The sequence below is a fragment of the Brachymonas sp. KE5 genome (assembly GCF_057773645.1).
Window position 1 is genome coordinate 1,289,560 of the sequence record NZ_CM173463.1, and the last position, 15,512, is coordinate 1,305,071.

Genomic DNA, 15,512 nt, shown 5'->3' on the forward strand with positions numbered 1-15,512 from the left:
CTGGCACAGCGCGGCCGATGTTGCAGCCGTGCGCCTCAATTCGATCAAACTTTCCGGATTCAAGTCGTTTGCCGAACCGACCAACTTCATGCTGCCAGGGCAGCTGGTGGGCGTGGTCGGCCCCAACGGCTGCGGCAAGTCCAACATCATGGATGCCGTGCGCTGGGTGCTGGGTGAGAGCAAGGCGAGCGAACTGCGCGGCGAATCCATGCAGGATGTGATCTTCAACGGCACCACCTCGCGCAAGCCGGCCAGCCGCAGCAGCGTGGAGCTGGTGTTCGACAACGCCAGCCACCGCGCTGGCGGGCAGTGGAACCAGTTCTCCGAAATCGCCGTCAAACGCGTGCTGACGCGCGATGGCGGCAGCAGCTACTTCATCAACAACCAGCCGGTGCGCCGGCGCGACGTGCAGGACGTGTTCCTGGGCACCGGCCTGGGGCCACGGGCCTACGCCATCATCGGGCAGGGCACCATCAGCCGCATCATCGAGAGCCGGCCGGAAGAACTGCGCCTGTTTCTGGAAGAGGCGGCGGGCGTCAGCAAGTACAAGGAACGCCGCCGCGAGACCGAAAACCGCCTGCACGATACGCGCGAGAACCTGACGCGCGTGGAGGACATCCTGCGCGAACTCAACAGCAACCTGGAAAAGCTGGAAAAGCAGGCCGAAGTGGCGCAGAAATACCAGGGGCTGCAGCAGACCGGCACGCGCCGCCTGCACCAGTTGTGGTATCTCAAACGTGAGGATGCGGCGGCAGACCAGCACAAGGTCAAGGCCGACGTGGATGCCGCGCACACTGCGCTGGAAGCGCGCATGGCCGAAATGCGCCGTACCGAAAGCGAGCTGGAGGCGATCCGCCAGGCCCATTACGCCGCCGGTGACCAGGTCAACCTGGCCCAGGGCAAGCTGTACGAGGCCACAGCAGAGGTCGGCAAGTTGGAAGCAGAGATCCGCTTCGTGGTGGAAAACCGCCAGCGTGCCGAGCAGCGCCTGCAGCAACTGGGTGAACAGCTGTTCCACTGGAACGAACGCCAGCTCGAGGCCGAGGCCGAGCGCGAAGCGCTGGCAGCGCAGGACATGGAGTCCGAAGAGAAGGCAGCTATCCTGGCCGCGCAGGTCGAGGAACAGGCCATGCAGCTGCCGGAGCTGGAAGATGCCCTGCGGCAGGCGCAGCAGAAGTCGGCCGAGCAGCGCGGGGCTGTGGTGCAGGTGCAGCAGCAGATCCAGGTGCTGGCTGCCGAGCAGCGCAGCATCGACGAGCAGGTGCGCCAGCAGGAGCAGCGCCGCGAGCGCCTGCTGGCCGACCGCAAGGCCCTGGCCGCACCCGAGGAGGCACGGCTGCTGCAGATGCAGACCGAGCTGGCCGGCAGTGCCGAGCAGCTGGAGATCGTGCAGGCGCGCCTGGCCGAACTGCAGGACATGGTGCCGCAGCTGGACGAGCAGCGCCGCACGGCGCAGCAGGCCCTGAACGAGGAAACGCGCAAGCAGGCTGATCTGTCGGCCCGCCGCGAGGCGCTGCGGGCGCTGCAGGAGAAGGTCAAGTCCGATGGCAAGCTGGCGCCCTGGCTGCACAAGCACGGTCTCGGCGAGATGCACCGCCTGTGGTCGCGCCTGCACGTGCAGCCGGGCTGGGAAACTGCGCTGGAAGCCGCGCTGCGCGAACGCATGGGCGCGCTGGAAGTCAGCCGGCTCGAATCCGTCCGCGCCTTCGCCAGCGATGCGCCGCCTGCCAAGCTGAGTTTCTACGCCACGCCGGTCGCCCCGGCAACCGCAAGCGCGGGCAGCCTGCCGCGTATGGTCGATCTGCTGCGCGTGCACGAGTCCGGCCTGCTGGCGATCCTGACCGAGTGGCTGCATGGCTGCTACACCGCCGGTTCGCTCGACGAGGCACTGGCCCAGCGCGACAAACTGCAACCCGGCGAAGCCATCTACGTGCAATCCGGCCATGCTGTTACTGCGCACAGCGTGGATTTCTACGCGCAGGACAGCGAGCAGGCCGGCCTGCTGGCGCGCGCACAGGAAATCGAGAACCTCGACAAGGAACTGCGCGCACAGCAATTCATCCACGAGGAATCGCGCACCGCGCTCAACCGCGCCGAAGCCGCCTATGCCGATGCCAGCCAGCGTCTGTCGCAGGCGCGCCGAGAGGCGAGCGAAAGCCAGACCGCCCACCACCAACTGCAGGTGGAAGTGCTGCGCCTGAGCCAGCAGGCCGAGCAGATGCGTGCCCGCAGCGACCAGATCGGTACCGACCTGGAAGAAATCGACGCCTTGCTTGAAGACCTGCAGGAACGCCGCATGACGGCCGAAGGACGCTTCGAGGAACTGGACATGCAACTGGCCGATGCGCAGGAGCGCCACGCCCAGTTCGATGAAAAAGTGATCGAAGGCGAGCGCAAGCTGGCAACCTGCCGCGAGCAGCAACGCAGCCTGGAGCGTGCCGCGCAGGAGGCCACCTTCGCACAGCGCAGCGTGCAAGCGCGCGCCGCCGAACTGCAGCGTACCCTGGGCACGGCAGCCCAGCAGCTGCAGGCCCTGCAGGCCGAGCAGCAGCGCGCCCGGCAGGATCTGGAATCGCTCACCGCCGCCACGGCCGAAAACGGCCTGCAGCAGGCGCTGGATGCCAAACTGGAGCGCGAGCAGCAACTGGCCGCCCAGCGCAGCACCTACGAAGACCTGACCAGCAAGCTGCGGGCCAGCGATGAGCGCCGCCTGGCGCTGGAACGCGAACTCGAACCGCTACGCCAGCGCATCACCGAACTGCAGCTGAAGGAGCAGGCCGCCCGCATCGGCGTCGAGCAATACGCGCAATCGCTGGCCGAGGCGCAGGTGGACGATGCGGAGATCGCCCGCAGCATCGAGGAAGAGGGCGTGCGCCTGCACGGCCTGCAGACCGAGATTGACCGCATCCAGCGCGAAATTGCCGCCCTGGGGGCCGTCAACCTGGCTGCCATGGAAGAATTGGCCAGCTCGCGCGAGCGCAAGACCTTTCTGGATGCGCAATCGGCCGATCTGATGGACGCCATCGACACCCTCGAAGACGCCATCCGCAAGATCGACGGCGAAACGCGCGAACTGCTGGGCTCCACCTTCGAGACCGTGAACGAGCACTTCGGCCGCATGTTCCCCGAACTGTTCGGCGGCGGCCAGGCCCGGTTGATCATGACCGGCGACGAAATCCTCGACTCCGGCGTGCAGGTGATGGCACAGCCTCCGGGCAAGAAGAACCAGACCATTCACCTGCTCTCCGGCGGCGAAAAGGCGCTGACGGCCATCGCGCTGGTATTTGCCATCTTCCAGCTCAACCCGGCACCGTTCTGCCTGCTGGACGAGGTGGACGCGCCGCTGGACGATGCCAACACCGAGCGCTATGCCAAGCTGGTGACGGCCATGAGCCGCCAGGGCACGCAGTTCCTGTTCATCAGCCACAACAAGATCGCCATGGAAATGGCCGAACAGCTGATCGGCGTGACCATGCAGGAGCAGGGCGTTTCGCGCATCGTGGCGGTGGACATGGAGTCGGCCGTTTCCATGGCGGAAGTGGCCTGAGTGCCCGGAAGCCGGCGCTTTTCGCTCTAAGATATGCGCGATCCCAGATTGGACCTTCCATGAGCAATACCCTACAAATCGGATTGGCCGCTGCAGGCGCCCTGGTTCTGGCCGGACTGGTCGCCCACAACGCCTGGCAGGCGCGCAAGAGCCAGCCGCGCCGGCCCGATCCTGCACCGCAGGCCAGCGCCACCGTGTCCGAAGCCGATGGCGTGGATGCCGCCCTGCAGGCCACTGACATGCTGCCTCCGGGGGCCGGCCCCGAGCTGGCAGGGCAGGACGATGCAGCGCCAAATCACCCGGCGGCAAATGGCGGGTCCGCTCCGGAACACGGCGAATCCGATGCCATCACCCAGAAAATCAGCCTTAATACCGGCCCCGACCGCAAGCTGCTGCTTGATCCGCTGCTGGATGCCATGGCCACCATCGTGCTGGATCAGGGCGCCGTGGTTTCGGGCGAGGCGGCCCAGGCGGCACTGCCCGCTACCCGTCGCGTCGATACCAAGCCGTTCGCCGTGGAAGGCCGCAACCGCGACAGCGGCCTGTGGGAGCCGCCGGTTGCCGGGCAGTTCTACGACCAGTTCCAGGCCGGTGTGCAACTGGCCAACCGCAGCGGTCCGCTCAACGAGATCGCCTTTTCCGAATTCACGCTCAAGACCCAGGCCGTGGCCGATGCCATCAACGGCACGCCGCATTTCCCCGAAATGCTCGAAGAAGTGGCCCGTGCCCGCGAACTGGACCAGTTCGCCAGCGCCAACGACGCGCGCCTGAGCTTCGTGCTGCGTGCGCGCCAGGCCGCCTGGAGCCCCGGTTACCTGCAGCAATGTGCTGCCCGCCACGGTTTCGTGCCCGGCGTGCTGCCAGGCCGCCTGGTGCTGCCGGCATCGGTCGAAGGCGCGCCGCCGTTGCTCAGCCTCGAGTACGACACGCAGGCCGCGCTGGCCGAAGACCTGGAACAGGCAGCCCTCTACGAAGCCCTGCTGTGCCTGGAAGTGACTCACGTGCACCGCGAGGAACAGCCCTTTGCGCGCATGTGCGAGGCGGCACTGCATCTGGCCAAGGACATGGACGGCAATATCACCGACGGCAACGGCCAGCGCATCACGGCCGACACCATGGATGCCATTGCCAATGATCTGGAAGGCCTGTACAACACGCTGGAGCAGCATGATTTCGCGGCCGGCTCGGCACTGGCCCGCCGCCTGTTCTCCTGATTTTTGGCATGCCCGATGCCCAATGGCTGGCCACAACGCCGGCCGTTTGGCGTTCGGGCTTGCGTACTGACACCCCGGATTCCGCATGACCACCCAGGACCTGTTCGCCGACACTCCCGGCCCCACGCCCGCGCAACAGGAGCGCGCCGCAGCGCTGCGCGCGCAGCTGCAGCATCACGCCCATCTGTACTACACGCTGGATGCCCCCGAGCTGCCCGATGCCGAGTACGACCGCCTGTTCCAGGAACTGCAGACACTCGAAGAAGCCCATCCCGAGCTTCGCACGCCTGATTCGCCCACCCAGCGTATCCTGGGCCAGATCCTGCCCGGATTTGCCACGGTGCGCCATGCCGTGCCCATGCTCTCCATCCGCACCGAAACGGACACGGAAGCCAGCGGCGCCATTGCCTTCGACGTGCGCGTGCGCAAGGAACTGGGCCTGTCGCCGCTGGACCCGTCCGTCGAATACGAAGCCGAACTGAAATTCGATGGACTGGCTGTTTCGCTGCGGTACGAGCACGGCGTGCTGGTGCAGGGTGCCACGCGCGGCGATGGCGAAGCTGGCGAGGACGTGACGCAGAACATCCGCACGCTGCGCCAGATTCCGCTGCGCCTGCAGGGCAGCGCCGTGCCCGAGGTGCTCGAAGTGCGCGGCGAAGTCTTCATGCGCCGCGATGATTTCGAAGCCCTGAACGAGCGTCAGCGCGAGAAGATCGCCGCCGGCGCACGCAACGAGAAAACCTTCGTCAATCCGCGCAACGCGGCTGCCGGCGCCTTGCGTCAGCTCGATCCCGCCATTGCCGCCAGCCGCCCGCTGAGCTTCTATGCCTACGGCTACGGCGAGGTGCAGGGCTGGGATGCCATGCCCGAAACCCACAGCGGCATCCTGGATGCGCTGGTCCGGTTCGGCTTGCCGGTGTCGGATCACCGCACGGTGGCGGCCGGCGCGCCGGAACTGGTCGAATTTCACAAGAAGATCGCCGCGCTGCGCGACAGCCTGCCGTTCGACATCGACGGTGTGGTCTACAAGGTCAACGCACTGGCGCTGCAGCAGCGCCTGGGCTTCGTCAGCCGCGAGCCGCGCTGGGCCGTGGCGCACAAATATCCGGCGCAGGAGCAACTCACTACCGTGCAGGCCATCGACGTGCAGGTTGGCCGCACGGGCAAACTCACGCCGGTGGCCAAGCTGGCGCCGGTATTCGTGGGCGGCGTGACGGTCACCAATGCCACCCTCCACAACGAGGAAGAGGCGCGCCGCAAGGACGTGCGCATTGGCGATACCGTGGTGGTGCGCCGCGCCGGTGATGTGATCCCCGAAGTGGTCTCCGTGGTGCTCGATCGCCGGCCCGAGGGCACGGTGCCGTTCTCCATGCCCGATGCCTGCCCGGTCTGCGGCAGCGCCGTGGGCCGTGAGGAGGGCGAGGTCGATACACGCTGCACGGCAGGCCTGTTCTGCAGTGCCCAGCGCAAGCAGGCCGTGCTGCACTTCGCCCAGCGCCGCGCCATGGATATCGAAAACCTCGGCGAAAAGCTGGTCGACCAGCTGGTGGACGGCGGCCTGATCCACAGCCTGCCCGACCTGTACGAGCTCCAGCTCGACACCCTGGCCGGGCTGGACCGCATGGGGGAAAAGTCCGCACAGAATCTGCTCGACGGCCTGGAAAAAAGCCGCCACACCACGCTCGCCCGTTTCATCTACGGCCTGGGCATCCGCCATGTGGGTGAAACCACGGCCAAGGATCTGGCACGCCATTTCGGCCGGCTCGATGCCTTGCTGGCTGCCGACGAACAGGCGCTGCTGCAGGTGCCGGACGTGGGGCCGGTCGTTGCCAGCAGCATCCGCCATTTCCTCGAAGAACCGCACAACCGTGAAGTCATCGAGCGCCTGCGTGCCCATGGCGTGACCTGGCCCGAATCCGATGGCGCCGTGGACAGCATGGCACCGCAGCCGCTGGCCGGCAAGACCTTCGTGCTCACCGGCACGCTGCCGGGCATGAGCCGCGACCAGGCCAAGGAACTGCTGGAAGCCGCCGGCGCCAAGGTGGCGGGCAGCGTGAGCAAGAAAACCGATTACGTGGTGGCCGGCGCCGAAGCGGGCAGCAAGCTGGAAAAGGCCCAGGCGCTGGGCGTGGCCGTGCTCGATGAGGCAGGCATGCTCGAACTGCTTGCGCAGGCCGTGTGAAAGGCCCGAGCAGGGCGTGTGCGGGATGGGGGCAGCAGGCTTCACACAGCAATAGCCGAGCCGCCCCTTGCGGATGGGCAGTTGGCCTACCCACGTTGTAACGGATTCGTGTTAGCCTGTCCCCTTGTTGTCTGCAGCCAGCGGCTGCATCCAGGAGCCCGAAGAATGAGCACTGAAATCGAGTTGAGCCTGTCCCTGTCGCCTTCGCAGAATGCGGAGTTCAAGCGCAAGGTGGCCAAGCTGTTGCCACAGGCGTCCAAGCCGGTGGAACAGCCACTCGTCAGCATCTATTACGACACGCCTGCCCTTGATCTGGCCAAGCGCCGCATGGGCCTGCGCCTGCGCCAGCAGGGCAACCAGTGGATCCAGACCGTCAAGTTCGGCCAGAAGGGTGGCGGCGGCCTCAATGCGCGCACCGAGGTCGAGCACATCACCCATGGCCAGATGCTGGAACTGGCCAACATCGGCCACGTCGAGGCGCGCGATTTTCTGTGCGACGACAAGATCGCGACCCGTCTGCAACCTACCTTCGCCACGCGGGTTGTCCGCACGCAATGGGAAGTCGAGGACAAGCAGGGCAATGTGGTTGAAATCGCCCTGGATGTCGGCCACATCGAATGCGATGGCCGCAAGCATCCCATCAATGAAGTCGAAATCGAGCTCAAGCACGGCACGACCGAGGCGGTGTTTACCGTGGCCCTGATGCTGGCCCGCAACTTCGCCCTGCTGCCTCAGCAGCGCAGCAAGGCCGAGCGCGGCTATCGCCTGTTCGAGCAGATTCCAACCACACCCGTGGGTGCGCAGGATGTTCCGCTGGATCCGGAGATGACGCCCCACCAGGCACGCCGTGTGATCATGCTGGAATGCATGCGACAGTTGCAGTTCAACCTGGTCGAACTGGGGCAGGGCGATGACATGGAGTTTGTGCATCAGGCGCGCGTGGCCATTCGCCGCATGCGTTCGGCCGACAAGGCCTTTGCGGCCCTGCCCACCGATTCGGTGTGGAACCAGCTCGAGACCAAGCTGCAGGCGCTGGCCCAGCAGCTCGGCGAAATCCGCGACCGCGATGTGCTGGTGCGCGAAACCATTGCCGCCGTGGAGCCCTCGCTGGCCCACCGCGTCAAGCTCGAGCCCGTCAAGAAGCATCTGATGACCCAGCGTGAAGCCCTGATGCGAGCCATGCGGGAGGATCTGGATTCGCCGCGTATCGGCATGCTGCTGCTGCAGGTGCTGCACTGGCTCTACCAGGAGCCGCCAGCCAATGCAGAGGAAGACAAGCTGCGCGCCTTCACCCGCGATGCGCTGAACCGCCGCGCCAATTCGGTCGACAAGCTGGCGCGCCGCTGGCACAAGCTCAACGAGGAGCAGCGCCACACCCTGCGCAAGCAGGTGAAGAAATTGCGTTATGCGGCAGAGTTTTTTGCGTCGCTGTACGATGCCTACAAGGTGAAGAAATACCTGTCTTCGCAGCAGGCCATGCAGAAGGTGCTCGGCACTATGAATGACGCGGCCGTATGTCGTCACATGCTCGAAACCTTGGCCAGCCAGCACCCCGAAACGGCATTTGCCGGCGGGGCCGTGGCCGGTTGGTACGAGCACATCGACATGGAATCCAGCCAGCAAACCGAGCAGGCACTGGAATCGCTGAAGGAGGCGCGGCCTTTCTGGTAAGCCCGCGCCGCGGGCTGCCGCACCTGTCCTGATTCCTCCTGCTGCTGCCCGTTTTCCATTTCATGCAATCTGTCATCCCCGCGCGCCACCTGCTGCTGGCGCTGGCCGTCGTGTTCGTCTGGGGCACGAATTTCGTCGTCATCCGGCTGGCGCTGGACGCCTTGCCGCCGCTGCTGTTTGCCACGCTGCGCTACCTGCTGGCGGCCTTGCCCTTCATGCTGCTGGTGAAAAGGCCGCAGGTGCCCTGGCGCAACCTGGCGGCCTACGGCGTGCTGATCGGGGTAGGGCAGTTCGGTTTGCTGTTCATCGCCATGCAGCGCGACATTTCGCCGGGGCTGGCTTCGCTGGTGATCCAGTCGCAGGTGTTTTTCACCATGGGCATGGCGATGGCTCTTTCGGGTGACCGGCCGCGGCTGTTCCAGTTGGTGGCCAGCATGGTGGCGGCGGCCGGCATGGTGGTGATTGCCGTGCGCACGGATGGATCGACCACGCTGCTCGGACTGGTGCTGATCACGCTGGCGGCCATCAGCTGGGCCGCAGGCAATATCGTCAACCGGTCGGCCGCACTGGCGCAGCAGGCCCGTGGCGGCGAGCAGCTGAACATGCTGGCCTACGTGGTATGGAGCAGCGCATTTGCGGTGCCGCCGCTGTTCCTGCTTTCGCTCTGGTTCGAGGGCTGGCCGCGCATCGTCGAGGGCGTCACGCAGACCAGCTGGAGTACCTGGCTGGCCGTGCTGTGGCAATCGTACGGCAACACCATTTTCGGCTACGGCGCCTGGGCCTGGCTGCTGAGCCGTTATGCAGCTGCCTCGGTCAGCCCGATGGCACTGCTGGTGCCTGTGTTCGGCATGGCCGCTTCGGCGCTGCTGCTGGGCGAGGGCATGCCGGGGTGGAAGTTGCTGGCGGCCGGGCTGGTGCTGTTGGGACTGACCATCAACGTGCTGTGGCCGCATGTGCAGCGGCGCTGGGCTGCGCGCTGAGCAAGCAGGACGGCTGCCGAGCCGCTACAATGATCTGCTGCATTGCAGCAATCCTGAACACTGTACCGGCATGACTTCCTCTACCCACGACACCACCCGCATCGACGACACCCGTATCAGCGCCGTCCGCCCGCTGCTCACTCCTGCCCTGCTGCAGGAAAGCCTGCCCATCAGCGATGTGGCGCTGGAGCGCGTGGAGCAGCAGCGTCGCGCCATCAGCGATGTGCTGCACGGCCGCGATGACCGCCTGATTGTGGTGGTGGGGCCGTGCTCCATCCACGATCACGACCAGGCCATCGAGTACGCCCAGCGCCTGCTGCCGCTGGCGCAGGAGCTCGCAGGCGAACTGCTGGTGGTCATGCGCGTGTACTTCGAAAAACCGCGCACCACCGTGGGCTGGAAAGGCTACATCAACGACCCGCATCTGGATGGCACCTTCGCCATCAACGTAGGCCTGGAAAAGGCGCGCCGCCTGTTGCTGGATGTGATCGAGCTGGGCCTGCCGGCAGGCACTGAATTTCTGGATCTGCTCAGCCCGCAGTTCATCAGCGACCTGATCGCCTGGGGCGCCATCGGCGCCCGCACCACCGAAAGCCAGAGCCACCGCCAGCTGGCCTCGGGCCTGAGCTGCCCGGTCGGCTTCAAGAACGGAACCGATGGCGGCATCAAGGTGGCGGTGGACGCCATGGTGGCGGCACAATCGCCCCATGCCTTCATCGGCATGACCAAGATGGGCCAGGCCGCGATCTTCGAGACGCGAGGCAATGCCGACTGCCACGTGATCCTGCGCGGCGGCAAGGCGCCCAACTACGATGCAGCCCATGTGCAGGCCGCCTGCGAGGCGCTGGCCAAGGCCGGCCTGACCGAACAGGTCATGGTCGACCTGTCGCACGCCAACAGCAGCAAGCAGCACCAGAAACAGATCGACGTGGCCGCCGACGTGGCCGCCCAGATCGCCGGCGGCGAGCGCCGCATTACCGGCGTGATGATCGAGAGTCATCTGGAAGAAGGGCGGCAGGACCTGGGCGATGGCGAACTCAAGCGTGGCGTATCCATTACCGATGCCTGCATCAGCATGGATCAGACCGAGCCGGTGCTGCGTCAGCTGGCCGAGGCTGTGCGCACGCGTCGTGAGGCGGCACGCTGAGTCTGCCCACCGTATAATCGCAGGCTTTCCGGCGCATCTGTATCAGATGCGCCACGCCTCGATGGTGAAATTGGTAGACACAGCGGACTTAAAATCCGCCGACGGTAAAACGTCGTACCGGTTCGATTCCGGTTCGAGGCACCAAATAGAAAGACCTGCTTGCATCGTTCAAGCAGGTCTTTTTCTTTGCGGGTTCAGGGCAGCGACAAACTGCCCTTCAAATCACCACTTCTTGCCGCGGCCCATATTGCCAGCCCCCTTGCGCTTGCCCTTGCCGGCATTCTTGTATTGGCCGTAATGGTTGCCCTGGTTCACATGTGCCTTGCGCTGGCCCAGATGCAGGCCGTTGTCGCCCCGCGCCGCAACCGGCGGGTTCACGACAACGCCGGGGGTGGATACCACCACGCCGGGCACGCCCACGTTGACGGAAGGCGGATTGATATGGACGGTAGCAGCCGATACGCCAAAGGCGGCGGCTGTGGTGGCAATCAGGATGGCGATTTGTTTTTTCATGGTTATCTCCGTTGGGCGCGTGCCTTGATCAGGCAGCACGCCATTATTCAATCAGAGCGGTGCTGCACGGGCTTTACGAAGAGCCCCAAAGTGTGTGTAAATGCTAATTGCACTGATGCTTTTTGCCTAGGCTGTGACAAATGTCTCAGTGGATGGCAATCGCATCCAGCAGCGCGCGTTCCAGTTCGGCCTGGAAGCGTGCCGACGCGAGCGAAGGCGACGCGATCAGGAAGGTGTCTTCCACCCGCTCGCCCATGGTCGAAATCTTGGCCAGTTGCACGCTGATCTGGTGCTGGCTGAGCACGCGGGCAATGCGATAGAGCAGGCCGAGACGGTCGCTGGTGGTGATGGTCAGCACCCAGTGCTGGGCTTTTTCATCGGCAGAAAGCTGCACCGCCGGCGTGATCGGGAACATGCGCACGCGGCGCGAAACACGGCCACGCGCGGGTTCGGGCAACGGGCCGTGCTGTTCGATGGCGCGCGCCAGCGAGGTTTCCACCATGGTGATGAACTCGCGGTAGTGCTCGGGCATGAGCGAGGTCACGACCTGGAAGGTGTCGAGCGCGTAGCCATCGCTGGTGGTGTGCACCTTGGCGTCCAGAATGCTGAAGGCGGCCTGCTCGAAGTAGCCGCAGATGCGGGCGAACAGTTCTGGTTGGTCGGGGCTGTAGACCAGCACCTGCAGGCCTTCGCCATGCGGGGCCGGGCGGGCACGCACCACCGTCTTGCCCTGGCCGGCATGGCGGGCGATGTGGCGTGTGTGCCAGGCGATGTCGCCGCTGTCGTGGCGCATGAAATAGCCCACGTCCAGCGTGTTCCACAGCTTCACATGGCCCTCGAAGGGCATGGAAAACCGCGCCATTTCCACCAGCGCGCCGCGCTTGTGCGATTCCACCAGCGAATCCTGATCTGGATGGTGACCGCCGAGCACGCGCAGGGTGGCCTGGTACAAGTCTTCCAGCAGCTTGCCTTTCCAGCCGTTCCACACCTTGGGACTGGTGCCGCGGATATCGGCCACGGTCAGCAGGTACAGCGCCGTCAGGTAGCGCTCGTTGCCCACCTTGCGCGCAAAGGCGAGGATCACTTCCGGGTCACTCAGATCCTGCTTCTGCGCAATGGTGCTCATGCTCAGGTGTTCGCGCACCAGAAAGGCCAGCAGGTTGGTGTCGGGCTTGCTGATGCCGTGGTTCTTGGCAAAACGGCGGATTTCGCGCTCGCCGAGCAGCGAATGGTCACCGCCGCGGCCCTTGGCAATGTCATGAAACAGTGCGGCGGTGGACAGGATCCAGGGCGAGTCCCAGCCGGCGGCCAGTTGCGAGCACAGCGGATACTCGTGCGCATGCTCCACCTTGAAGAAGCGCCGCACGTTGCGCACCACCATCAGGATGTGCTGATCCACGGTGTAGACGTGGAACAGGTCGTGTTGCATCTGGCCCACGATCTTGCGGAACACCCACAGGTAGCGGCCCAGCACGGAGGTCTGGTTCATCAGGCGCAGCGCCTGTGTCACGCCGCTGGGCGCCTGCAGGATCTGCAGGAACTGCTGCCGGTTGACCGGATCGCGCCGGAAGGCACTGTCCATCAGCACGCGGGCGTTGAACAGGGCGCGCAGCGTGCGTGCCGACAGACCCTTGATGCCGACCGTCTGCTGCAGTACCAGAAAAGTTTCAAGAATGGCGTGCGGCTGCTCGCGGTAGAGCGTGTCGCTGACCACTTCGAGCAGGCCGTTGTTGTCGAGAAAACGCTCGTTGATCGGCCGCATTTCGCGCCGCTGCGCGCCCAGCGCCAGGTAGTCGGTGTGTGGCGTGGCCGTGCTTGCCACGGGGTTGACCACTTCCTGCGCGGCGAGCTGGGCGCCGGGTTCGCTCGCCTGCGGATCGCGTGCGGAGCTGCGTGCCTGCAGCGCACGCATGGCGCGGGTGACGGGCGCCGGGTCGTAGTTGCGTGTGTGGCCGGAATCGCGCAGGCGTTCGGCAATGTTCAGCAGCAGGATCTGGCTGAGCTGCGTGACGGCCTTGGCCGTCCAGTAATAGTGCCGCATCAGCGCTTCGCTGGGGCGGATCGGGCTGCGATCGTGGCCCTGGCGCGTCTGGCGTTCGATCGGGGTGTAGCCGAAAAGCTCGGCCACCAGTGTCTGCATGTCGAACACCAGCCGGTCTTCACGCCGGTTGGCCACCATGTGCAGGCGGGCGCGGATCAGGCTGAGCAGGGTGTAGTTGCGCTTGATCTGCTTGGCCTCGTAGCGTGTCATCAGGCCGTGGCGCGTCAGCGCATCCCAGGTGGTGCCGTAGCCGGCTGCCTTGGCCACCCACAGCACGATGTGCAGATCACGCAGGCCGCCGGGAGATTCCTTGCAGTTGGGCTCCAGCGCATACGGCGTGTTGTCGAACTTGGCGTGGCGCTGACGCATTTCCAGCGTCTTGGCCAGGTAGAAGGCATAGGGCTGCATGGCGCTGTCGTAGGCCGCGCTCAGCTGGCGGTACAGGGCCTGCGGGCCGAAAATCAGCCGGCGCTCCAGCAACGAGGTCTGCACCGTGATGTCGCCTGCGGATTCGCTCAGGCATTCGGACAGGGTGCGTACGGCCGAGCCGATTTGCAGGCCCACATCCCAGCAGCTGCCGATGAAGGCGCTGACGCGTGCCTGGACCGGGTCGTGCGCCGGGGAAGGGGAGGCTGCATCCGGCAGCAGCACCAGCACGTCGATGTCGGAATGCGGAAACAGCTCGCCGCGGCCATAGCCGCCCACCGCGACCAGCGCTGCCTTGTCGCGATCCAGCCCATGCAGGCGCCACAGGGCCAGCAAGACGTTGTCGGTCAACTGGGTCAGCTTCTTGAGCGTGCCCAGCACGCCGCGCATGCGGCGGTAGCCGATGTCCGGATCGCGGAAATGCGCGAGCAGGTCCGCCTTGTCCCGCGCATAGCCGTCTCGCAGCGCCTGCAGCGCCTCCGGGGCAACGGCGTCCTGGCTCGGTGCGTGCATGGTCAGGACGGGTTCAGGTGCGGATGGCGCTGACGAAGTCCGGCAGCGCCGGCATGCCTTCCGACACGGTCAGCACTTCGTAGCCGGTTTCGGTCACGACGATGGTGTGTTCGTACTGGGCCGACAGCGAACGGTCCTTCGTCACGATGGACCAGCCGTCGTTCGATTCCTTGATCTCGCGGCGGCCGGCGTTGACCATCGGTTCAATCGTGAAAATCATGCCGGGCTGCAGCTCTTCCAGCGTGCCGGGCTTGCCGTAGTGCAGTACCTGCGGTTCGGTATGGAATTCCTGTCCGATGCCGTGGCCGCAGAATTCGCGCACCACGCTGTAGCCGTGGCTTTCGACGTATTTCTGGATGGCGCTGCCGATATCGCCCAGGCGCGCGCCCGGCTTGACTTCGACAATGCCTTTCCACATCGACTCATGGGTGACGCGGCACAGACGGCGCACGAACGGGGGCGCAGCATCTTCGCCGCCCACGATGAACATGCGGCTGCTGTCGCCATGCCAGCCGTTGGTGATGGGGGTCACGTCAATGTTGACGATATCGCCTTTTTTCAGCGGCTTGTCGTTGGGGATGCCGTGGCACACCTGCTGGTTGACCGAAGTGCAGATGGACTTGGGGTAGGGCGTGTGGCCCGGGGGCGCGTAGTTGAGCGGCGCAGAAACGGAACCACGGCTGGAGGTGTACTCCTCGCACAGGCGGTCGATCTCGTTGGTGGTGACGCCGGGGACGATGTGCGGGCCGATATAGTCGAGCAGCTCGGCCGCGAAACGGCAGGCCACCCGCATGTGATCGATTTCTTCGGGTGTATGAATCTTGATGGTCATGGGGCGCAATTATCCTGCAATGCGGCATCCCGCGTGGGCAAAGGGGCGTTGCGTACAGGCACTTGAACGGCAAAGTTTTGCCCATTTCGTGGGCAGCGACAGGGTTTGTAATTACAATCGGTCACGCATCGGCGTGTGGCCGGTGCACTAGACCACAGGTGCCTGCAGGCGCCGGCTGCGGCCGGAATGCGCAGGTTAAACGGGAACCGGGTGCGCGTTGCATGGCAACGTCAGGCCCGGACTGCCCCCGCAACGGTAAGCGAGTGTGGGTGTATCAGGCTGCGCCAATCGATGGCGCGGCAGCCACTGCAGGTGCGGTGCGGCGTTGTGCAAGGCAACGCGCGCGCCGCCTGTGGGAAGGCGATGCACCAGAACTTGCGAGTCCGGATACCGGCCTGTTGTTGTGGATGCTGTCGGATCAGGGTTGCGACAGCTTGAACCTGGCC

9 protein-coding genes, 1 tRNA gene and 1 riboswitch are annotated in these 15,512 nt (G+C 65.2%); of the genes, 7 read left to right on the plus strand and 3 right to left on the minus strand.

Features of this window, described 5'->3' with window-relative positions; all coding sequences use genetic code 11:
* Window positions 1-28 precede the first annotated feature (28 nt).
* From smc to ACX36O_RS06190, 7 genes are all read left to right on the plus strand, one after another.
* Complete coding sequence (gene smc / locus ACX36O_RS06160) at window positions 29-3,547, plus strand: chromosome segregation protein SMC (RefSeq protein ID WP_213360525.1); 3,519 nt, start codon at window positions 29-31, stop codon at window positions 3,545-3,547.
* Window positions 3,548-3,606: 59 nt separating this feature from the next.
* Window positions 3,607-4,761: a cell division protein ZipA C-terminal FtsZ-binding domain-containing protein gene (locus ACX36O_RS06165; RefSeq protein ID WP_213360527.1), complete on the plus strand. Its 1,155-nt coding sequence runs from the start codon at window positions 3,607-3,609 to the stop codon at window positions 4,759-4,761.
* An 85-nt stretch (window positions 4,762-4,846) separates the two neighbouring features.
* The gene (gene ligA / locus ACX36O_RS06170) at window positions 4,847-6,943 is read left to right on the plus strand and encodes an NAD-dependent DNA ligase LigA (protein ID WP_213360528.1); all 2,097 of its coding nucleotides are present in this window, start codon (window positions 4,847-4,849) and stop codon (window positions 6,941-6,943) included.
* Between the two features lie 165 nt (window positions 6,944-7,108).
* Window positions 7,109-8,614, plus strand: coding sequence for a CYTH and CHAD domain-containing protein (locus tag ACX36O_RS06175; protein ID WP_213360529.1), 1,506 nt, complete (start codon window positions 7,109-7,111; stop codon window positions 8,612-8,614).
* A 62-nt stretch (window positions 8,615-8,676) separates the two neighbouring features.
* Complete coding sequence (locus ACX36O_RS06180) at window positions 8,677-9,594, plus strand: EamA family transporter (RefSeq protein WP_371686401.1); 918 nt, start codon at window positions 8,677-8,679, stop codon at window positions 9,592-9,594.
* A gap of 70 nt (window positions 9,595-9,664) precedes the next feature.
* Window positions 9,665-10,741, plus strand: coding sequence for a 3-deoxy-7-phosphoheptulonate synthase (locus tag ACX36O_RS06185; protein WP_213360530.1), 1,077 nt, complete (start codon window positions 9,665-9,667; stop codon window positions 10,739-10,741).
* 55 nt (window positions 10,742-10,796) lie between these two features.
* Window positions 10,797-10,885 (plus strand) — tRNA-Leu (locus tag ACX36O_RS06190).
* 78 nt (window positions 10,886-10,963) lie between these two features.
* Here the strand turns inward: ACX36O_RS06190 and ACX36O_RS06195 are convergent.
* The 3 genes from ACX36O_RS06195 to map all read right to left on the minus strand — a co-directional run bounded on the left by ACX36O_RS06195 (window position 10,964) and on the right by map (window position 15,066).
* On the minus strand, window positions 10,964-11,254 hold the full coding sequence (locus ACX36O_RS06195) for a hypothetical protein (protein WP_213360531.1): 291 nt from the start codon (window positions 11,252-11,254) through the stop codon (window positions 10,964-10,966).
* A 145-nt stretch (window positions 11,255-11,399) separates the two neighbouring features.
* Entirely contained in the window at window positions 11,400-14,234 is a 2,835-nt protein-coding gene (gene glnD, locus ACX36O_RS06200) for a [protein-PII] uridylyltransferase (protein WP_488360206.1), read from the minus strand.
* 13 nt (window positions 14,235-14,247) lie between these two features.
* Window positions 14,248-15,066 carry a type I methionyl aminopeptidase gene (gene map, locus ACX36O_RS06205; RefSeq protein WP_213360533.1) on the minus strand — a complete coding sequence of 273 codons (819 nt, stop codon included), beginning with the start codon at window positions 15,064-15,066 and terminating at the stop codon, window positions 14,248-14,250.
* A gap of 139 nt (window positions 15,067-15,205) precedes the next feature.
* Window positions 15,206-15,479, plus strand: a riboswitch (cobalamin riboswitch).
* The last annotated feature ends 33 nt before the right edge of the window (window positions 15,480-15,512 follow it).